Annotated in this window: 15 protein-coding genes; all 15 read left to right on the forward strand. The window is 40.7% G+C overall.

The features are described from left to right. The first annotated feature begins 115 nt into the window (after nucleotides 1-115). The 15 genes from LI126_RS10020 (at nucleotide 116) to LI126_RS10090 (ending at nucleotide 21907) form a co-directional block, all read left to right on the forward strand. Nucleotides 116-1501, forward strand: coding sequence for a PTS transporter subunit EIIC (locus tag LI126_RS10020; protein WP_226866242.1), 1386 nt, complete (start codon nucleotides 116-118; stop codon nucleotides 1499-1501). 30 nt (nucleotides 1502-1531) lie between these two features. Continuing rightward, nucleotides 1532-4087, forward strand: coding sequence for a glycosylhydrolase-like jelly roll fold domain-containing protein (locus tag LI126_RS10025; RefSeq protein ID WP_196020642.1), 2556 nt, complete (start codon nucleotides 1532-1534; stop codon nucleotides 4085-4087). Nucleotides 4088-4124: 37 nt separating this feature from the next. After that, nucleotides 4125-5564 (forward strand): 6-phospho-beta-glucosidase, encoded by a 1440-nt coding sequence (locus tag LI126_RS10030; RefSeq protein WP_227165293.1) that lies wholly within the window; start codon nucleotides 4125-4127, stop codon nucleotides 5562-5564. 2 nt (nucleotides 5565-5566) lie between these two features. Next, a complete protein-coding gene (locus LI126_RS10035) occupies nucleotides 5567-6067 on the forward strand; it encodes a PTS sugar transporter subunit IIA (RefSeq protein ID WP_227165294.1) in 501 nt (166 codons plus the stop codon). A 429-nt stretch (nucleotides 6068-6496) separates the two neighbouring features. Continuing rightward, on the forward strand, nucleotides 6497-6787 hold the full coding sequence (locus tag LI126_RS10040; protein ID WP_227165295.1) for a DNA repair protein: 291 nt from the start codon (nucleotides 6497-6499) through the stop codon (nucleotides 6785-6787). A gap of 4 nt (nucleotides 6788-6791) precedes the next feature. Next, nucleotides 6792-7382 carry a signal peptidase I gene (gene lepB, locus LI126_RS10045; protein ID WP_227165296.1) on the forward strand — a complete coding sequence of 197 codons (591 nt, stop codon included), beginning with the start codon at nucleotides 6792-6794 and terminating at the stop codon, nucleotides 7380-7382. Between the two features lie 91 nt (nucleotides 7383-7473). Then, nucleotides 7474-12573, forward strand: a complete 5100-nt coding sequence (locus tag LI126_RS10050) for a SpaA isopeptide-forming pilin-related protein (protein ID WP_227165297.1) — start codon at nucleotides 7474-7476, stop codon at nucleotides 12571-12573. Between the two features lie 71 nt (nucleotides 12574-12644). Continuing rightward, complete coding sequence (locus LI126_RS10055; protein WP_227165298.1) at nucleotides 12645-13466, forward strand: hypothetical protein; 822 nt, start codon at nucleotides 12645-12647, stop codon at nucleotides 13464-13466. Beyond that, entirely contained in the window at nucleotides 13423-14205 is a 783-nt protein-coding gene (locus LI126_RS10060) for a SpaA isopeptide-forming pilin-related protein (RefSeq protein ID WP_227165299.1), read from the forward strand. Before LI126_RS10055 ends, LI126_RS10060 begins: the two co-directional genes overlap by 44 nt. 114 nt (nucleotides 14206-14319) lie before the next feature. Further along, a complete protein-coding gene (locus tag LI126_RS10065; RefSeq protein WP_227165300.1) occupies nucleotides 14320-15150 on the forward strand; it encodes a class C sortase in 831 nt (276 codons plus the stop codon). 22 nt (nucleotides 15151-15172) lie between these two features. Continuing rightward, nucleotides 15173-16246: a Cna B-type domain-containing protein gene (locus tag LI126_RS10070; RefSeq protein ID WP_227165301.1), complete on the forward strand. Its 1074-nt coding sequence runs from the start codon at nucleotides 15173-15175 to the stop codon at nucleotides 16244-16246. Then, nucleotides 16246-16893 carry a sortase gene (locus tag LI126_RS10075; protein WP_227165302.1) on the forward strand — a complete coding sequence of 216 codons (648 nt, stop codon included), beginning with the start codon at nucleotides 16246-16248 and terminating at the stop codon, nucleotides 16891-16893. The genes LI126_RS10070 and LI126_RS10075 overlap by 1 nt, the downstream gene beginning before the upstream one ends. 117 nt (nucleotides 16894-17010) lie before the next feature. Then, nucleotides 17011-19107 (forward strand): NAD(P)-dependent oxidoreductase, encoded by a 2097-nt coding sequence (locus LI126_RS10080; protein WP_227165303.1) that lies wholly within the window; start codon nucleotides 17011-17013, stop codon nucleotides 19105-19107. A 77-nt stretch (nucleotides 19108-19184) separates the two neighbouring features. Continuing rightward, a complete protein-coding gene (locus LI126_RS10085) occupies nucleotides 19185-20078 on the forward strand; it encodes a hypothetical protein (RefSeq protein WP_227165304.1) in 894 nt (297 codons plus the stop codon). Continuing rightward, nucleotides 20066-21907 carry a DUF2194 domain-containing protein gene (locus LI126_RS10090; RefSeq protein ID WP_227165305.1) on the forward strand — a complete coding sequence of 614 codons (1842 nt, stop codon included), beginning with the start codon at nucleotides 20066-20068 and terminating at the stop codon, nucleotides 21905-21907. Before LI126_RS10085 ends, LI126_RS10090 begins: the two co-directional genes overlap by 13 nt. Nucleotide 21908 lies beyond the last annotated feature (1 nt).

A 21908-nucleotide genomic window follows, 5' to 3' on the forward strand; every position in this document is an offset into this window, starting at 1 on the left:
GAGGAAACTGATATTTTTTTCTGCTACACAGATAGATATAATAGAGAGCATAGAGAAATGCATTTCGGGAAACTATTAGATTAAATGTGAGTGATGAATGGGAGGAACGTACATCATGGCAAAAGAAGATTATGGACAGCTGGCAAAGGAAGTAGTAGCTGCTGTTGGAGGTAAAGAAAATATTGTTAATGTTACGAATTGTATGACACGTTTACGTTTTGTTTTGAAGGATGATACAATTCCAAATAAGGATGAGGTCAGCAAGATTAAGGGTGTTAAAGGCGTTATGAATCAGGGTGGCCAGTATCAGGTGATCATTGGCACTCATGTAAGTGAAGTAGTTAAGTTTGTAAAGACAGAAGCTGGAATCACAGAGAACAGTAAGGCGGTAAATAAAGAAGATTACCAGGTGATGAAAAAAGACAGTCTTTGGAATCGTTTTTTTAAGGTGATCTCAGGATGTATCATGCCAATGATCGGGCCAATGATCGCAGGAGGAATCTTGAAAGGAATCCTTGTGATTCTTACAACAGCAGGTGTACTTGCAAAGACAGACGGAACATACCTTGTACTTTATGCAGCGTCAGATGCGATTATGTACTTTATGCCGATCATCGTAGGATTTTCATGCGGAAAGATATTCGACTGTAATCCATATACGACAGCTGCAATCGGTGCAGCACTCGTATATCCGGATCTGGTAGCGGCTATTGCAGCGGAAGGTGGAATTACATTCCTTCACATTCCGGTATCTACAACAACTTATGCGAACACATTATTCCCGATCATTCTGGCATCTTTCTTTGCAAGCAAGGTAGAAAAGCTGGCAAAAAAAGTGATTCCGCAGATGATTCAGTTAATGATTGTTCCTACGATTGTACTTGCAATAACAGTACCGCTTTCCTATCTGGTGATCGGACCGGTTATGCAGTATGTTTCTAATGGACTTTCTACAATAGTTTGTGGCATCTTTAACTTTAGCCCAATCCTTGGAGGTCTGCTCTTTGGAGCATTCTGGCAGTTGGTTGTTCTCCTTGGTTTGCACGCAGCATTTATTCCAGTACTGATGAACAACCTGTTTACACTTGGAAGCGATCCGATCAACGCAATTCTCGGATTGACAGTATGGGCACTTGCCGGAGTAGCACTCGGATATTCACTTAGAACAAAAGATCCAGATAAACGTAGTGCGGGATTAGGTAGTTTTGCATCTGCGCTTTGCGGAGTTACAGAGCCGGCCATCTATTCCATTGCTGTTCCGAATATGAAATTATTTGCCTGCGCATGGGTAGGTGGAGGAATCTCCGGTGCAATTCTCGGAGGGCTCGGAGCTAAATTATATGCACTTGCAGGAGACGGACTCTTCCGTATTCCTGGAATGATCAATCCGGCAGGACTGGACATCAGTTTCTATGGATTTATCGCGTGTGCAGCACTCGCATTTATAGTGTCAGCGGTACTGGCATACATTGTACAGGGAAAAGAAGAGAAGAAAAACTAAAAGCTAGTAATGATACAAGGGAGACAGAAAATGAAGAACGGATTATATCCATTTTTTTGGCAGCATGGAGAAGAACATGCGATATTGAGTGAATATATGGACAAGATAGCAGAGAGTGGGATGAAAGGGGTGTGCATAGAGGCACGCCCGCATCCGGACTTCGTTGGAGATCAGTGGTGGAGCGATCTGGATCTAATTCTTGCGAAAGCAAAAGAAAACGAGATGAAAGTCTGGATCCTCGACGACTCCCATTTCCCAACAGGATATGCGAATGGTAAAGTGAAAGAATGCTATCCACAGTATTTGAAAAAATATCTTGCTATGCGCCGTTATGATGTGCAGGGACCGATGCGTCGGATGCGTATCGATCTGAAACTTTTGAAAGGAAGACCGTGGGACAAACCGGATCCGGAACAGGAGATCCTGAAAGTCTACATGGCAAAACGAATCAGCCGCTATACTGAGCCGGGAGATCCGATCAATGCAGAGACTTTGACAGATATCACAGAATGTATGGATATGGAAAAACGCCTTCTGACACTGGATGTTAAAGATGGTGCGTGGAGTATTTTTATTCTGTATCTGACTAGAAAAGGTGGTGAAGAGGCGACAAAAGATTACCTCAACCCGCTCATAAAAGAAGCAACACAAGTTCTCATTGACGAGGTTTATGAACCGCACTATGCACATTATAAAAATGATTTCGGAACGTTGATCGAAGGTTTCTTCTCAGACGAACCGAGATTTGGAAATGAAAAAGGAACGGAAGCACGAATTGGATCTGACATGGTTCTTCCATGGAGAGAAGGACTTGAAAAAGAACTGGGATTTGATGCAAAATATCTGCCGCTCTTATGGGTAAATGCAAATGGAGCCGAAGCAGAAATCCGTTACCAGTACATGGACTTGATCACAAAGCTGTATCGTGATAATTTTACAAATGTTCTTTCAGACTGGTGTCATGCACATGGTGTGATGTATCTTGGACATACAATTGAAGACAACGGTGCACATGCAAGACTCGGTTACGGAACGGGACATTATTTCCGCGGCCAGGAGACGATGGACTACGCAGGGATCGATGTGATCGGAGGTCAGATTGTTCCAGGGATGAATTATCATCATGACGCATTCAATACAGGTGGAAGTAATGGAGAATTTTATCACTATGCACTCGCAAAACTGGCTTCATCCGCAGCACATTTAGACCCGCTCAAGAACGGTAATTCCATGTGTGAAGCCTTCGGAGCTTACGGATGGAACGAAGGACTGAAGATGATGAAGTGGATTGCAGATCATCTGATCGTCCGTGGAATCAATCATATCGTTCCACATGCGTTTGACCCGAAGAAATTCCCGGATTTCGACTGTCCGCCGCATTTCTATGCGCATGGAATGAATCCGCAGTTTCGGTATTTCTCAACATTCAGTAATTATGTGAATCGTCTGATGGAATTGTTCAGAGACGGAACACACCCGGCGAAGGTCGGAGTACTCTATCCGGCTGAGCAGGAATGGGGCGGAGAGTATATGCCAATCGAAAAACCGGCAAGAGCACTGACGGAACATCAGATCAGCTTTGATATCATTTCGCTGGATTATCTTGCAGGAGCAGAGGTAAAAGAACAACAATATGTCATCAATGGACAGAACTTCGAGGTAATGCTTGTTCCTTACAGCACCTTCCTGCCACAGCAGGGCAAAGAACTTCTTGGAAGATTAGAGCAGTCGGGAGTTCGTGTGATCTATCTTGAAAAAGAGATTTATAACTTTGATATGCAGAAAGAATTGGGACAATATCAGGCAGTAAAATTTACTAATGCGTATCCGGAGCTTGTAGTCGGAGAATATATGAAAAATAATGTGTATTGTCTTATGTTATTTAATGAAAATATTGGAAATACAATCGACACAGAAATGACAATTTCAGACGGAAATGCAGTCTACCGTTACGATGCATTTGCCAATACTTTGACAGAAGTATCACAGAAATCACAGCTCATTCTGCAGCCATATGAATCAGTGGTATTTCTTCAGGGAGAAGAAAATCAAGTGAAGGTGATCGCGGAAGAGTTGGAGGCCACTTTCACTGAAGGATTTGATAGAGGAAGTGGCAAGAAATCATTTGGTACAGATGATAGAATGGAAGACAGAACAGATCTGCTTCCGAAAAAATGGAAAGTAACATTTGCAGACAGTTGCTCCTATCCAGAATTCATAGAAACAGTTCCGACAGAAAAGCTGGATCTGATCAGCAGCATTACAGGATTTGAAAATAAATCCGGAACCGTGCGTTATGAAGGAACAATGCAGCTGGAAAAGATAGATACAGAAAGAAGTATTCAGCTTGAGCTTGGAAATACTTATGAGACAGCAGAAGTGTTTGTAAATGGACATTCCGAAGGAGTTCGTATCTGCAAGCCATATCGATTCCATCTGACAGGACTTCTCAGAGAAGGAGAGAATCAGCTGGCAGTCGAAGTGACGAATACACTTGGTACACAGATGAGAGATGCAATTAGCCATTATCTTCCAATTGAACCGTTTGGTGTTGAAGGAATGGTGCATCTTTACATGGGAAAATAAATTTGAAAATCAGAAAAATTCAGCAGGAGGCAGTAAGATGAGTTTACCGGAAAATTTTTTGTGGGGCGGCGCAACAGCAGCGAACCAGTGCGAAGGTGCATATAATGTGGATGGAAGAGGACTGGCAAATGTCGATATATGTCCGGCAGGAAAAGATCGCTTCAAGGTAATGCTTGGACATGGAGAGACACTAGAGCCGGATACAGAACATATCTATCCGGCAATGGAAGGAATCGACTTCTATCATCATTACAAAGAAGATATCGCACTTCTTGGTGAAATGGGATTCAAGACCTTCCGTCTGTCGATTGCCTGGTCAAGAATCTTTCCAAACGGTGATGACGCAGAACCAAACGAAGCAGGACTTCAATTCTATGAAAATGTATTTAAAGAATGCCACAAATACGGAATTGAGCCGCTTGTTACGATCACACACTTTGATTGCCCGATTCATCTGACGAAAGAGTACGGAGGCTGGAAGAACCGAAAACTGATCGAGTTCTATAAGAAACTCGTAACCGTACTTTTTACACGCTATAAAGGTCTTGTAAAATACTGGCTGACATTTAATGAGATCAACATGATCCTTCACCTTCCATTTATGGGGGCAGGACTTGTCTTTAAAGAAGGAGAAAATGAGACACAGGCGAAATATCTTGCGGCACATCATGAGCTGGTAGCGTCTGCAGAAGCAACAAGAATCGCTCATGAGATCAATCCGGAGAATAAGGTCGGATGTATGCTGGCAGCTGGTCAGACTTATCCATACTCCTGTGCGCCGGAAGATGTATGGAAAGCGATGGGAAAAGATCGCGAAAACTACTTCTTCATCGATGTACAGGCAAGAGGTGAGTATCCGGCTTATGCAAAGAAATTTTTCGAAAGAGAAGGAATCCAGCTTGATATTACAGAAGAAGACGAAAAGCTCTTGAAAGAAAATACAGTTGATTTTGTTTCATTTTCTTACTACTCTTCCAGATGCGCAAGTGCGGATGCGAGCGTTGATACAACAGATGGAAATGTATTCGCAACAGTCAAAAATCCATACCTGAAAGCAAGCGAGTGGGGATGGCAGATTGATCCGTTGGGACTGCGTATTACAATGAACACTTTATATGACAGATATCAGAAACCACTCTTTATTGTAGAAAATGGACTCGGAGCGGTAGACCAGCCGGATGAGAACGGCTATGTAGAAGATGATTACCGTATAGAATATTTGAAAGCACACATTTTGGCTATGATGGACGCCGTAGAGATTGACGGTGTGGAAATTATGGGTTATACTTCATGGGGATGCATTGATTTAGTTAGTGCTTCAACCGGTGAAATGAAAAAGCGTTATGGCTTTATCTATGTTGACAAAGATGATAATGGAAAAGGCACGCTGAGACGTACAAAGAAGAAATCATTTGACTGGTATAAGAACGTAATTGAAACCAATGGACAATGTTTAAAAGAAAGAGGCGAGAAGTAGGTATGTTTTCATTTTTCAAGAAAAAACAGGCTCCTGCAGAAGAGAATAAGCCATTCGTTGTAAAGGCTTATCTGTCAGGAAAAGTAGTACCAATCGAGGAAGTAAAAGACGAGGTGTTCTCATCTAAAGCATTAGGTGACGGACTTGCAATCGAGCCGGAAGAGAATGTGATCGTGGCACCATGTGATGCAACAGTATCTGTGCTGATGGAAGGTTCCAGACATGCAGTTGGACTTACACTTGCGAACGGAGTAGAGATTTTGATTCATGAAGGAATCGACACTGTGAATATGAAAGGTGACGGATTCGAGTACTTCGTAAAAGAAGGAGATAAGGTAAACGCAGGAGACAAGCTGCTTTCATTTGATCCGGAGAAGATCAAAGCACACGGATATGAGAAAACATGTATTCTCGTTGTTACAAACGGAGATGATTATCCGGATATGAAGCTGCACACAGGAATGGATGCAGTACAGGGCGAGACAGTGATCGCTGAATTTTAATGATTAATTACGGTTGATGATAAGCCGCCGGAGACAGAACTTTGAGAGAAATCTTAAAAACTGTCTCCGGCGGCTTTTTCTTGGCTTGAAAGCGAAACGTTTCGCACTAATCAAGTGACAAAAAGTGCAAGCAAACAGAGCTGTTCGGCATATTGTTGAAAAATGACAAAAAAATAGAAAATAAAGAAGAGAAAAAAGTGAAATAACACAAAGGATATAAGCTGCTTTTGAAATAAAAAAAGAAAAGATATATTTTGTGAAAAAAAGAACAAATTATGAAAAAAGAATGTATAAAAAATGAACAAAATTAATTGACAAGATCAGGTGTGCATACTATAATTTGTTTAGTATAAAATGACATATGTCTTGGTTTTGAACGAACCGTTTTACTATAAGAATCATAAATCAGGACAAAGGAGTCGATGATGTATGAAGAACGATTTGAAGCATCTAAGAAGAAGCGAATTGATCGATCTGATCTATGAGATGAAGAAGCGGGAGATAGAGCTTCAGACCAGGCTGGATGAGGCAGAGGCAAAGCTTCAGGCCAGAGAGATCACGATGGAGAAAGCAGGATCGATCGCTGATGCGGCAGTGGAGCTAAGTGGCGTATTCCAGGCGGCACAGGAAGCTGCGGATACCTATCTTAAATCGATAAAAGCAAAGGAAAAAGAATTGGCACACCTGACAAAGCAGGCCAAGAAGAACATGCGAGATTAGAGTAGTGAAGAAGAAGGAAAAACTTTCAGTTGATATCCCTACAATAGAAGAAATTGAGAACGAACAGAAGAGGCTGAGACACCGGGCGGTATATCAAAGAACACTCCGCGGTACGATCGCAGTGCTGCTTGTAGTTGCGGCAATTTCTGTTCTTGTGGCAACCCTGTGGATGCCGGTTTTGCAGATCTACGGTTCTTCCATGTCACCGACATTGGAAGCCGGGCAGATTGTAGTATCGGTGAAGACCAATCAGTTAAAAACCGGAGAGGTGGTTGCATTCTGGCAAGGAAATAAGCTTCTTGTGAAGCGTGTGATCGCAGGTCCGGGACAGTGGGTTGATATTGATATGGATGGAAATGTGACGGTTGACGGAAAAGAACTGACAGAAGACTATTTAGATGTGAAAGCACTGGGAAATTGTGATGTAGAGCTTCCACATCAGGTAGAGGAATCACGTTGGTTTCTTATGGGAGATAACCGAGACGTATCCGTAGATTCAAGAAGTGCTGCGATTGGTGATGTTTCAAAAGATCAGATTGAAGGAAAGATTGTATTTCGAATCTGGCCATTGAAAGAATTTGGAAGTATGCAATAAAAAACTTGGAAACAAAAATAAAAGATGGTATCGAAGGGAAGGACGGAAAAGGAATAAGACAGCAGATACGAAACCGGAAGAAGGCTGAGTAATGCAGAGAAATTGGAGAACAGAGTATTTCAAAAACTTAATAAAAGATAAGACCAGAACAAAAAGATGGAGAAAGGTATTGCTCTGTCTTTCTTGTGTTGTAGTTTTTTGGACAGTTTATGCACTGATTCTGCCGGCTATCACACTGGAAAGTAAGAAATGTAGTATCGAAGAGCATACGCATAGTGCGGAGTGTTATTCAGAGAGTCAGGAACTGATCTGCGGTAAGGAAGAGCATGTTCATACAAGTGAGTGTACGTCGATAAATAATGACTTGTCTGACTCGGGAGAAGATGCAGGAACTGTGCCAGACGCTTCTGGGAATGATGCGAATGGAAACGAAGAGGGGAAAAATACTCCAGAAGAATCTGTAATACCGGAGGAATCAGTAGTACCGGCGGAACCAGAGCCATCAGGTGGAACAGGAACAACAGAAACACCTGGGGAGACAGGAGAGTATGTGCTGAATGACCATATTGATCAAATCACATCAGTTACATTCACATATAAAAAGAATGGCAAAGAAGTAGAAGTTAATAAAGGACAAACAATCGAAACTCCAGATGATTTGAGCATGAATATCAAAGTTGTATTTAAATCTATTCCGGTAACAACTTTAATAGAGCATAATAGAGAATTTGTTTATAATCTTCCTGAAGAATTTCAGATTAAAGAGACAATTACAAAAAATATGACACAAGATAGTAACGTGATCGGAAAAATCACTGTGGATACAAATGGAAAAGTAGTTGTTGCATATAACGCTGAATATTTAAACAAATTGGATGCAAATTCAACAATTAGTGGAAATTTCTTTGTAACTGCGGAACTCAAACTAAATTCCGTAACAGCGGGAAATGGACAGACAACTGTCAAGACACCAAACGGTGATATCAAAATCAATTTAGGCACGGATTATAATGAACACTATGGAACGGTTGCAGTAACCAAGCAGTGCAGTAAAGAAGATAAAAGCGGTGATTATATTAAATATACAATTACTGTTACTGCAGGTGAAGATGGAATCAAGAATCTATATGTAGTTGATCAGTTTACAGAAAATAAAAATCTGGTAAATTATGTTGGTATTGAAACGACTAAAAAAAATCTTAATTCCACAGAGAACCAACAAAATCCATATGAAACGATTACAAGCAGTGTGAGTAGTCTGACAGTAGGAACGATTTATTTGACAAATGAAGCGGATGCAAATTTAGATCAAAAGATTCCGGATCTGCTTACAGATACTACAACTATTACAGAACCGGGTAGCTTTGTATGGAATATAGCTGAGATGAAGGCAGGAGAGAGCCGGACATTGACTTATTTTGTCAAGTTAAAGGATAAAGGGGGACTGATAAACACAAAGAATGGTCAAAACATTACGAATGTAGCGAATTTATATACAAAAGGGTCGAATGATCAGGTTTATGATAAAGGGCATGCGGAAAATACATTCCAACCGCAAATTAGCTATAATATCTCAAAAGATATCTTGAATAGTGCGAATACATCAAATAATCAGTTAACCGTTAAAGATAAAGATGCAGATGGGAATTATATTATTCGGTATAAATTGTCTTTTACTCTAAATAAAGAGGGTAGTAATTATCCGCTGAAAAATTTTGTGTTTTGGGATTATTTACAAAATTTTACGGATGAGAAAATGCTTCCATATATTTCCTATGATAAAGATTCGTTTGAACTTCATGAAATCAAATCAGGTAAGGAAACAAAGATATCTAATTTTGAAATAGCTTGGGCAAATGGTAATAAAGAGTATAAGAAAGATTGGAATAATACTACAGATGGTGAACCTACACGATTTAAAATCAAGGGAGGAGAACAGAATCCAATTATTGTTAATCCGGGTGATTCGTACTATGTGACTTATCAAGTGAAAGTGAAACCGGAAGTATATGCGGTAATGAAGACAGGCTCAGTAAAGGTAACAAACAGGTATAGGGTATCCGCTGATAATGCGTGTGATAAGAGCAAAGGCGAAAACGACCCAATGAATGGAATGATAGATGAGTTTGGTAGAGATGCTTGGTTGAATGAGTACACATGGGTGCAGAAGACGAAAGGGGACAGCCTTACAGTAAATGAGGAGGTTTCGGTACCTTCTGATCAAGAGAAGTACGAATACACAGATGCTGGTCTTTCCAAAATGACCTCTAATAATCCTGGGATTTCAGAACCTTTTACTGTTCCGGCAGGAAGCTACAAATATACAGTCATTGTTAATAAGACACTTGGGCAATGGGATGTAACAGAAGCTACTATGACGGACACTTTAAGTCCGGAATACATGCAATATGTTGGTTATATGAAAATAACTGCACATGATGAAGTGTTAAATAAAGATGTAGAAATAAAGTGGGTTAATATTGATGGAAAATCAACTTTTAGTTTAAAACCATCTGATATTGGCTGGAAGTCACAAAATTATTCATATCAATTTGAGTATTATGCAAAGCCAAAAGATTCGGGTACCATCAGCAAAGAGAATGTAACCAATACATTTAAAATAGATAAAGCAAAAAGAAATGGACAAGAGTTTGCTTTTGGGGACGCTGTAAAATCTTCACAGACAGTGACGATTACCGGTCATTATAATTTAAATGCACAAAAGAAGGCATGGTATTATGAAAAGCCGAAAGAGAATGCAACAACATGGCAGAATGGTCAGCTATATTGGATTATTGAAGTGAAAGGATCTGTGATAAAAAAAGGTACTCAAATAAAGGATGCAGTATCTTGGGATAAAGTGTCTTTTATACATAATAATGGAGAATCAATAGTCGGAGCCTATCAAGGCAATTTAGATGGAATAGAAACAAGATATAAAAACTTTGCGGAATTTCAACAAGCCAATACAGCTAGTAAGAAAGAAATAAATGAGTTATTTGAACTATCTTATAACGGCAACAGAGATGGATTTGATAATGGTGAGCATAATGGCAGATTTAATGATATGTTCATTAAGGCAAAGAAGGATATTGAACTTGGAGAAAATCAAAATCTGTATATTATTGTCAGAACAGAACCGTTGGATTTACCAGAGGAATACCGTGAACCGAAAAGATATGAGAATCGATTATTTATCATTGATTCAGGGAAAAGTGAAAATGAGCAAAGAGCAATGGGCTCTGCGGAGCAAAGACTTTATAATGGAGGGGATATTCTAAAAGAGCTAGGTCAGACCTTTGAATATGATCGTACTGATGGTACTAATGGTACTGTTAAGGTTATTGAGCCTGGAAAAGATAAAGGTGATACAAGCAGAATTTGCACAAATCTGTTGACAAGTGGTGTATATGCAGCATGGGCATTTAAAGTGAATTATACCGGTGAACTGCAAGGAACTTATCGTGTTCTGGAAGAAATTCCGGATGGTATGGAGCTTGCATATATCCGTATCAAATGGCCTGGAAATGAAGCACAGGATATTGCATCAAAAGAAATTACAGGACTCGGTGGAGAGTGGGAAAGAAAAAGCAATTTTACTACCACTGACCGCAGTAAAAAAAACCAGGAAACCATTTATTATGTAAATAAAAACGGAAAACAGGCATTGATTGAACTTGGAGAATTCAAAGCCGGAAAAATTGTAGATGATTACTCCGTCGATGTACAGGTTGTCTGCAGAGTAACGGATAAAAATGTTTTACTTGGTGGCGAACGAAAAACATTTACCAATAAAGTTACGCTACAAAATGCAGACGGAACAAAGAATATATCCACAGCCACGGCGAATGCAACGCTCAGCGACAACAATCTGACGAAAAAGAATAACCTGACGGATAAAAGTAATTATACAATGTCAGCAGCAAGTACAAGCCAACGTCTGACTTACACTATTACTGCAAATGCACGTGGTCAGCAATTATTAACAGATGATGGAGAAAAATTAACTATAGTTGATAAGCTGGGTGACAATTTAAGCTTGGTTGGTGATTCTTTTCACGCCAGAAATCTAACAGATGATAGTGAGGTTAAAATAACTCCAAAATATAGTCTGGAGACTAAGATCATTGAAATTGAAATCCCAGATAAAACACCAGTTGAAATTACTTATTCAGCAACAATAGATGTTGCACCGGATACTGGTAAGAAAGTAAATGTTACGAATGAAGTTTATTGGAAATCATATTCTGCTGGCGGAGGAGCAACCAATACAATTAAAAATTATTCTTATACGTTGAATGCAGGTGGCAGCACCGAAAGTACAACACATCCTCCTTTAACAATTAATAAGATTGATCAGGATGATATGAGTAATAAATTGCAAGGTGTTAAATTTAGCATTTATGAATGTGAATTAGTGGGAGATAAGATTCAACGCAAACTAGACAGCGAAGTTACAAGCGGAACGACAAATGCAGATGGGGTTTATACCGTAGAAACTACGAAGCTGAATTACAATACGATCTATGAAGTGAAAGAGATGGAAACGATAGACGGATATATTCGTGATGAGGCATCATATTATACTATGTGTGTAAAAAAGGAAGAATCCGGACAATACTCAGAGGGAGTAGAACAGTATATTAATTATCGTGAAAAGGAGAATAACCCAAATCAATATAAGATCGCATATGATTTACAGTCATTTAATCTGGATGTTTATAATGCTCAAAAAGGAATTATTGTTAAAAAAGCCTTTATCAATGACGCAGCTGGAACTTCTCGCAATCCAGTAAGTGGAACCTATAGATTTGGTCTTTATAACAATGCTAATGGAGATGGTGATCCACTGGAAATAGTTTCTATTGAATATAGTCCGGGTGACGCGGGAGTGAAGACAGCAAAGTTTAAGAACCAAGAGCTAAATACAACATATTATGTATTCGAGTTGGATGACAACAAAAAACCGATTAAAGCTTCACTAGAAGCAACAATAAACAAACAGCAGTATATAGTAACATATTCTAATAATGCTGCTAAGTGTGGTAATACAGTAACGGTGACAAATCAAAGCCATACAAAAATGCTGCCGACAACCGGCAGTTGTGGAACTCTTCTTTACAGATTAGCAGGAATAATATTAATGCTCTATGCAAGCCTGCGTATGCTGTTAAGATATACAAAAAAATAACAAAAGAGAGTGTGTTTCCCTGACCTGAAAAAATCGGGGGGGGGGTAACGGAAAAACAAGGAGGAAGAAAAATGAAGGTTATTAAGAAGATTACTGCCATAATGCTCTCAATTATGATGGTGTTAGGAATGTGTAGCGTGGTAGGAGCTGCGGAAGCAGGAAAAGGTGAAACAGGAAGTATCACAATTAGTAATGCAATAGCTGGTCAGACGTATAAAATTTATAAGATTTTAACATTAGATAGTTATAAGCCTGAGCCGAGTACAGCTGGAAAAGATGAAGGGCTTTATTCTTATAAACCAGCACAGGGATGGAAGGCCTTCTTTGAAGAGCCTGGTAAAGGTTCTGAGTATGTAGATATTAATGAGAATGGATATGTAACTTGGAAGCTTGGGATGAATGAAGCGAAAGCAGCAGAATTAGCACAGGAAGCACTGAAATATGCGACAGCTAATGTGGGCGAGACAGTATTTGATGAGACCAACGACATACATGAAAAGCCTGCAACAGGTGAAACTGGAAAAAAAGTGTCATTGACATTTGAGGATCTTCCACTTGGTTACTATTTAGTAGATTCAAGTGCAGGTGCACTTTGTAGTCTTGATACAACAAATCCAGATGTAACGATTAGAGAAAAGAATGAAATTCCTACAGTAACGAAGTTGGTTTATAATGAAGCTACGGGTACGACGGAAAGTGCTAAGTGGCAGGATAGAAACTTTGCAAATATAGGAGATACAGTTAAGTTCCAAACCACTATTACTACAAAAGTGGGTGCTGAAAATTATATTCTGCATGATAAAATGGATGGAGGATTCACACTTAGCCAAGATTCTATAAAAGTGAAAAGTGAAAAATGGAAATACGGAATATGTAAAAGGTACCGATTATGAAGTGACGTTTGGTGATAAAAAGGGAACAGATGAAAATGCATGTACATTTCATATTACGTTCACAGAGCAGTTTTATAAAAATTTGGCTGCTGATACAGAAGTTGTTGTGACTTATGAAGCAGTGTTAAATGAAAATGCATTTATAGGGCATAATGCAGAGGATAATTCAGGTAATAAAAATGCTACATGGTTAAGCTATGGAGATTCAAAAAATACAACTGAATCAATAACAAATACATATACTTATCAAATTCCGGTGTTTAAATATACAGAAAAAGGTGGTTCCGAGGTTGGTCTAGCAAAAGCAAAGTTTACTTTGAGTACAGATGAAAAAGGAGAAAATAAAATTAAATTTGTGAAAGAAACAGCGCAAGACGATTATGACATTTATAGAGTTGCTAAAAAAGGTGAAACTGGTACAATTGATACAATAGAAACTGTTGAGAATGGTAAATTTAAGATAAAAGGAATTCATGGTGAATTCTATTTAACCGAAATAGAAGCTCCAAAGGGATATAATAAATTGGCTAAGCCGAAACTAATTAAGGTATCAGAACAAAACGTAATACTAGTAGATAATACTGTGAACAGTGGAGATATTAAAATACTCAACCAATCCGGCTCCCTCCTTCCATCCACAGGTGGTATGGGTACAACTGTATTCTACATCGCAGGAGCTTTATTAGTACTTATTTCTGGTGTTGTACTGATTGCAAAGAAGAGAACAGACTCTAAATAAAGAAAGAATAGTTACTAATCGCACGTAGTGTGAACAGTAACAGGATTAAATTTGTTGTAAGGGGAATGGGAAGCATTCCCTTTACAACAGTAAGGAGAGGGTTGTAAGAGCAAGATGAAAAAACAGATATCAACGATTATTACCGTGATTGTTTTTGTTACAGGCCTGTCCTTACTGTTGTATCCAACAGTGAGTAATTATTGGAATTCATTGCATCAGACGAAGGCCGTTGCAAATTATTCGGATGCGATGGAAAAGATGAGCAGAAAGAAAAAGCAGGATGCGATTGATGCGGCGAAGGCATATAATGAAGCCCTTTTATCGAATGCCGGGCGTTTCACACCGACGGAAGAAGAACTGAATACTTACAAAAGTTTATTGAATGCGGATGGTACGGGGATGATGGGGTACATTGAGATTCCTGAGATTCGTTGTGAACTTGCTATTTATCATACGGTAGAGGAGTCAGTCTTGCAGGTTGGAATAGGGCATCTGGAAGGCTCCAGTTTGCCGGTAGGCGGAAGTGGAACGCATTGTGTCTTGTCCGGGCACAGAGGACTTCCGAGTGCACAGCTTTTTACAAAGCTGGATCGATTGAAGAAGGGAGACATTTTCACGCTTCATGTATATGATCAGGTATTGACATATGAGGTGGATCAGATTGCGATTGTAGAGCCGGAGGATTATGGACTTCTTCAGATTGAGGAAGGACAGGATTTATGTACTTTATTTACTTGTACGCCTTATGGTATTAATACGCATCGTTTGTTGGTACGTGGACACAGGATCGAGAATCGTGCAGGAAGTGATGTGAGAGTTACATCAGATGCGGCGAAGGTAAGTAGTATACTGGTTGCAGTATGTATTGCCATTCCTCTTTTAATCATCAGTTTCCTTGTAGCGGATTGGTCCGCTAGTCGTTCGAAGAAAAAGAATAAGAAATAAATCAATCAGTGGGAGGGAGAACATGCGAAGTCCAAAGAAAAGAATCTGCCACAGAGACAGGAATTATATGATATATGTGCTGACGTTTCTCATTGCTCTGACTGGGATGCTCGGAATCTCAAAGGGGAGTCCGGTTCTGGCAGCGGAAGAAGAGAGTACACAGAAGGGAAGTATTTCGATTGTCTGCCCGGTTGAGGGGATGGAATTGTCTCTGTACCGTGTGGCAGAGTATGAGGAGTCAGGAAGCTTTACATTGACGGAACGATTCCGGAAGTATCCGGTCTCATTGGAGCAGAAGAGCCAGGAGGGATGGCAGGGTGCAGCGGATGCACTGGCGGACTATATCAGACGTGATGGAATCACAGCAGATGCAGTGCTTGTATCAGGTTCGGACAGGAAAGTATGTTTTACAGAGCTTAATCGGGGACTTTATCTTGTGCTGGGACAGACAACAGAGCTGCAGGAAGATGGCAAGACACAAATCTATGAGCCACAGACAGCATTGATCGCATTGCCGGATGGTTCGCAGGGAACTTCAGAAGGGACAGATCCGTATCAGGTAACAGCGGTTCTAAAGTTCGAGAAGAATGACAAACCGGAAGAACCGAAGACGAAGGTTCATGTATTGAAGGTATGGAAGCAGGATCAGGAGAAGGATCGCCCGGATTCTATCGCGGTTGATTTGTTACAGACAGATGCAGAAGGGAAGACAAAGGTCGTTGACCGTCAGACACTTACGAAAGAAAACCAGTGGTCCTATACATGGAAGAATCTTTCTACACTGATGCGCTGGAGCGTGTCAGAGGCAGAGGTCCCGAATGGGTATACCGTTGCTGTTGTGCGTGAAGGAAATACAGTTGTCTTGACAAATACAGCAAAGAAGCCGGGAAAGTCGGATGGAGAAGTGAATCCACCATCGAAGAAGCCGACGGATAAAACAACAAATAAAACGACAGACAAAACATCAGACAAAACATCAGACAAGCTTCCACAGACAGGACAGCTCTGGTGGCCGGTACTTGTGCTTTTGTTTGCAGGTGCGACCTGTCTGCTGGTGGGAAGAGTTTTACGGGATAGAAAAGAAGAGAAGAATTGATGAGCAAGAAGAAAAAGAATCAGATAGGAAAGATATTTACAATCACAGGGTTGCTGCTTTTCGCAGCAGCCCTTGCTCTTTCTGCATACAATTTCTGGGATGGTTATCGGGCAGAGCAAAGCAGAGAGAAGCTGTTGGAAGAATATAGAGACAAGAAACAGAACATTTCTGATAAGGGAGAGCAGGCAGAAGAATCTGACGGACAGATACCGGATTATCAGCTGAATCCGGAGATGGAGATGCCGGAGATCGCATTAGAAGATCTGGACGGCGCGGCATGCATCGGAGTGCTTGAGATACCAGAGATTGATCTGAAGCTTCCGGTATTGAGCAAATGGAGCTACCCACTTTTGAAGAAAGCACCTTGCCGTTATTCGGGAAGTGCTTATCTGGATAACCTTGTGATCGCGGCACACAATTACAGAACACATTTCGGAAAGTTAAAAGAACTTGAGACCGGTGACGAGGTAATCTTCACAGATGCAGCCGGAAACCGGTTCGAATACAAAGTGGCGGTGGTAGAAGCATTGACTCCACAAAGTGTGGAAGATATGACAAGCGGAGAGTGGGCGCTGAGTTTGTTCACCTGTACGCTGGATGGAAAGAACAGGGTGACGGTGCGGTGTGACTTCAATGTTTTACCATAGTGAATTTTGTTATAGAATGGCGCTCAATCAGCTATAATTTGTATAAGATTAGTCTATTCTAATCTGAAAGGAAAAATGTTATACTAAAGGAAATGAATAATATGAGGCTATCATCTTATGAAATTATTAGTAACTGGAAACATCGGATATATCACAACTGAATTTATTAAGGAAGCCTTCCCGGAGTGTCAGATTCTCCTGCTTGGAGAGACTGCATTAAAATCAGATCGTCGCAAAGGGATATCGGTGCATCCAATGCCACATGCAGAGAAGGAATTTGAAGATATCTTTAAGACTTATGAATTTGAGGGTGTGATTTATTTTTCTAATTATCTCACCTTTCATGGGAAGAAAGACGGTGAGCTTGAGACTTTACGTAAAGTATTACATTATTATAAAGGAAATACGAATTCACGACTGCTGTATATTACCGGTCCGGAGGGTTTGTATGAAGAAACGACCGGAAAGACATTAATGGTTCGTACCGTAGAGGAGTTCTGCAGGCAGTATTGCGAACTGCATCAGATTTCTGTTAAGATTCTGCGTGCGCCGTACCTTTATTCCGGCACTTACGAGGAGGATTATTTCTTTCAATTATTTTCGAAAGCACTCAATCAAAAGTCGATCCTCTTTGAAGAAGCACCATCTCAGGAAATGTATTTTCTTGCGTTGAGTGATCTTGCGGACCTGTTATATAAGATTTTTGATAACTGGAATGAGGAGAGTACTTATCTTCAGATTCCGCAAGTGTTTCATTTTACCTTTGAACAGCTCGGAGAAAAGCTTAAGCAGATATTTCCATTCGCACACATTACATATCTTGCAGATGCGATGATTCAGGAGAGAATAGTCACTGACAAGATATTGAGGAATGAATATGGCTGGTTTCCGAAGATTTCTTTTTTGGAAGATCTCTCGGAAATATATGCACAGTATTGTCAGAAGACAAATTATAAGATCCGAAAGATAGATGCTTTGAAGAGCTTTCTCAACAGTCATGCGACAGTTGTAAGAATCATCGAGCTGTTGCTCACATTTTTTGTGTTCGAGGTACTGAACCGAGTGGCAGGGAATCAGGTGCAGTTTGAGATGATCGATCTGCGGCTGGTATATATCGTGCTGTTCAGCAGTTTATACGGTATTAATTATGGACTTGCATCAGCAGGACTGGAATCCCTTTCGCTGTTGGTGGCATATGCAAAGACTGGAATCGGATGGACAACACTTTTTTATGAACCGTCGAACTGGATTCCATTTATCTTTTATTTCGCTGTCAGCGCAATCTGTGGATATGTACGATTGAAGAATACTGAGAATGTTCGGTTTATGAAAGCGGAAAATAAGCTTATTTTGGATAAATTTTTATTTGCGCGGGAAATGTATCAGGAGACGCTTCGGGATAAGCGTCAGTACAAGAAGCAGATTCTGGGAAGTCGAGACAGTTTTGGTAAGATTTTTGACATTACGAAAAAACTTGATGTCTTTCTTCCGCAGGATCTTTTTATCGAAACGCTTCATGTGATGGAATCTGTTCTTGAGAATCATACGATTGCAATCTATTCGGTGGGAAAGAAAAAGCAGTTCGGACGACTTACGATCGCATCACAAGGAATGAAAGATGTGTTTGCCACTTCTATTTGTATGAAGGATTATCTGGAGGCAAATGAGGCAGTAGAAGCCGGAAATGTATGGGTAAACCGGGAGTTCCTGGAAGGATATCCAATGTGTATAAAAGGAATTCAAAAAGACGGAGAGCTCGTGATGCTGATTTTTATTCAGGATGTAAAGGGCGAGCAGCTTTCTCTTTATTATCTGAATTTGTTCCAGGTTCTCAGTGGTCTGGTGGAGACCGCTCTTTTGCGTGCGCTGGAATACCAGGAAGCGGTTAAGAGCAGGCAGTATGTGGCAGGTACAAGTACATTGAAACCAGAGTATTTTGAAGAACGATTGTATTCATTTCATGCTATGAGAGAAGAACAGCTGGCATCCTATACGCTTCTAAAGCTGGATTATCCGCAGATGTCACTTGCAGAGGCGGATGCAGTGCTGCAGAAGTCTGTCCGTGAAAATGATGTCTGGGGAATTTCTGAAAAAGAAGAGCTGTTTCTCATTCTTTCGCAGACGGACAGGAAAGTATTGCCGATCATTCTCGCAAGACTGGAGAAGGGCGGATTTATATGTCATGAAATCGATGCTGTCGAGAGTGCGGATTAAGTGAGAAAAGAAAGAGAAGCGAAGAATTATTGCCGGTCGCAACAGATTGTGACCGGCATATTTGTGGGAGAGATATTATGATTCAAACAGTGCTTGGGATACTTCTGATCCTATTACATATTGTTTGTTGTGTGTTGGTCTGGATGGGGATAAAGACACATTTTCTGAAAGTGAAAAAATATCTGATCGGACTTGTAGTCTTTGTTCCTTTCTGGGGGACGATATGTGTGCTGCTTTTGCATTTGCAGAGGCTGACGAAAAGAGACAATAGAATAGAGCCGGGAGTGGAAAAGCTTCGTGTGAATGAAGAGATTTATAAAAATATTTTTCAGGCAGCTTCGGATATGGATGAGAAGATTGTTCCGCTGGAGGAAGCACTTCTGATCAATAAGCCGGGGGTACGACGTGAGCTGATCATGGATGTGCTAAACGACGATCCGGAAGAATACATGGACATTCTGAAACAGGCTCGTATGAACGAAGATGTAGAGGTGGTTCATTATGCGATCACAGCTATGGTTGAGCTTTCTAAGGAGTATGACTTCCGGTTGCAGAAACTGGAAAAACTGTATGCGGCATCTCCGAATGATCCCGAAGTTCTGAATCAGTATTGTAATTTTATGGAAGAATATCTGAATCAGGGGATTCTGGAAGCACAGATGGAGAAAGAACAGCGAGTTCGTTATATCCGGCTTTTGAATCAAAAGCTGAAGATAAAAGCAACGCTCCATACATGTGTGTGCCTGTTTAAAAATCTGATGAAAAACGGAGATTATGTTCAGGCGGGAGAAATTCTGGAACTTATGGATCAGAAATGGCATCACAGAGAAGAATTCTGGACTCTGAAGATACAGTATCTGGCGGAACGTAAAATGGCATCCGAGTTGCAGAAGTGTTTAAGACAGATGCAGGAGGAACACATTTATCTGTCTTCCAAGAGTAAGGAGGCATTGGATTTTTGGTTAGATTAAAATCATTGAAAACATTTCCGTTTAAAAGCATGTTAGTAATCCTGTGCGTCTTTATGATGATGGCAGTTGTTCTTTTTGCTGAACGAAGTGGTATTCAATATACAGAAAAGAATAGAAAAGTTGCGTATCTCGATCGAGAAGAGGTAGTCACCGAACAGACGGCTGTGAAGTCATTGCCGAAGACCTGTCTGGTCCTTCGCAACAGTGCGGATGAAGCAAGTGAACAGGCCTGGACACAGTTTCAGCAAATATTTAAAGATATGAAGGTTGGGACGGACGTAGTCGATCTGAAGAGTGATTCTGTGATCCCTGACTATGATGAGTATGAAACAGTGGTTGTATTATTAAGTGATATCAGTCCATTGAAAGAGAAACTTTTGGAACTGTGTGACTGGGTTTCGGAAGGTGGAAATGCACTCTTTGCGATGACTCTTCAGAAAACGGCATATACGTCGATAATAGAACAGAAGCTTGGAATTATTTCTTCAGGTTATGAAAATACGGTTGTAGACAGTATTTATTTTGAACCGGATTTTATGCTTGGCGGCGGGCAGGCTTATGAAATCACAGATCCATATGATTCTGCCTGGGCAGTGCAGCTGAGTGAGCAGGCGAAGGTTCATGCACAGGTAGAGGATGAAAACGGTCAGCCGGTAATCTGGGAAAATCAATATGGAAAAGGAAAGTTTGTAGTAGATAATTTTGGATTGTATGAGAAGTCAGTCCGTGGATTTTATGCAGCGTCTTACAGTCTTCTTACGGATGTCGGTCTCTATCCGGTGATCAATGGATCAACCTTTTATCTGGATGATTTCCCGTCACCGGTTCCAAATGGAGACGGTACTTATGTGAAACGTGATTATGAGATGAGCATCAGCGAGTTTTATATGAACGTATGGTGGCCGGACATGCTGGAACTTGCCTCTGATCATGGTATCCGTTATACAGGTGTGATGATTGAGAACTATGGGGATGCGACAGACGGGACGATCGAGAAGCAGAAAGATACCAAACGCTTCGAATATTTTGGAAATATGTTGCTCCATCAGGGCGGGGAGCTCGGATATCATGGATACAATCATCAGCCGTTAAGCCTCCCAAATACGGACTATGGCGATGTGCTTCCATATGACACCTGGAAAAATCAGTCGGCGATGAAAAAAGCTGTAAAGGAACTGGTACGATTTGGCGATAAAATATTTCCAAGCACATCGATGTCGGTTTATGTACCACCGTCCAATGTATTGTCGGCAGAAGGTAGGAGAATGCTTGCAGAGGATTTTCCGCAGATCAGGACGATCGCCAGTAACTATTTCACCGGTGAGTTTGCTTATGTGCAGGAATTTGAAGTGGCGGAGGATGGTATTGTGGAACAGCCTCGTATCATTTCAGGTGCGATCATTGATAGCTATATGAAGATGGCAGCATTGTCTGAATTGAACATGCATTTTGTGAACAGCCATTTTATACATCCGGATGATCTTCTGGACGAAGATCGTGGTGCGGCACTTGGCTGGGAAAAATTGAAAGGGAACTTAAGTGATTATATGGACTGGCTGGATGATTCAGCACCGTCCTTGAGACAGCTTACAGGTTCGGAACTGTCCGGCGCGATCCAGCGCTATGGAGCGGTCACATTTACAAAGACAGTGACAGATCAGGAGATCAGACTGGAACTCGACAATTTTTATGATGAAGTGTATTTTATGGTGCGGATTAACGAAGGAACACCGGGAGATGTTTCGGGAGGAAAACTTACGCATTTGACCGGAAACCTCTATTTGCTCAAGGCAAAGGAGCCGACTGTAACCATCGAGAAAACAGAATAAA

Source organism: Mediterraneibacter sp. 210702-DFI.5.30, assembly GCF_020560115.1.
GTDB classification, from domain to species: domain Bacteria; phylum Bacillota; class Clostridia; order Lachnospirales; family Lachnospiraceae; genus Mediterraneibacter; species Mediterraneibacter faecis.

Coding starts and splice junctions, on each gene's coding strand:
- LI126_RS10055 (WP_227165298.1), top strand. CDS start 12,645: ATGAAGGTTATTAAGAAGATTACTGCCATAATGCTCTCAATTATGATG.
- LI126_RS10040 (WP_227165295.1), top strand. CDS start 6,497: ATGAAGAACGATTTGAAGCATCTAAGAAGAAGCGAATTGATCGATCTG.
- LI126_RS10065 (WP_227165300.1), top strand. CDS start 14,320: ATGAAAAAACAGATATCAACGATTATTACCGTGATTGTTTTTGTTACA.
- LI126_RS10075 (WP_227165302.1), top strand. CDS start 16,246: ATGAGCAAGAAGAAAAAGAATCAGATAGGAAAGATATTTACAATCACA.
- LI126_RS10050 (WP_227165297.1), top strand. CDS start 7,474: ATGCAGAGAAATTGGAGAACAGAGTATTTCAAAAACTTAATAAAAGAT.
- LI126_RS10085 (WP_227165304.1), top strand. CDS start 19,185: ATGATTCAAACAGTGCTTGGGATACTTCTGATCCTATTACATATTGTT.
- LI126_RS10030 (WP_227165293.1), top strand. CDS start 4,125: ATGAGTTTACCGGAAAATTTTTTGTGGGGCGGCGCAACAGCAGCGAAC.
- LI126_RS10035 (WP_227165294.1), top strand. CDS start 5,567: ATGTTTTCATTTTTCAAGAAAAAACAGGCTCCTGCAGAAGAGAATAAG.
- LI126_RS10020 (WP_226866242.1), top strand. CDS start 116: ATGGCAAAAGAAGATTATGGACAGCTGGCAAAGGAAGTAGTAGCTGCT.
- LI126_RS10025 (WP_196020642.1), top strand. CDS start 1,532: ATGAAGAACGGATTATATCCATTTTTTTGGCAGCATGGAGAAGAACAT.
- LI126_RS10070 (WP_227165301.1), top strand. CDS start 15,173: ATGCGAAGTCCAAAGAAAAGAATCTGCCACAGAGACAGGAATTATATG.
- LI126_RS10080 (WP_227165303.1), top strand. CDS start 17,011: ATGAAATTATTAGTAACTGGAAACATCGGATATATCACAACTGAATTT.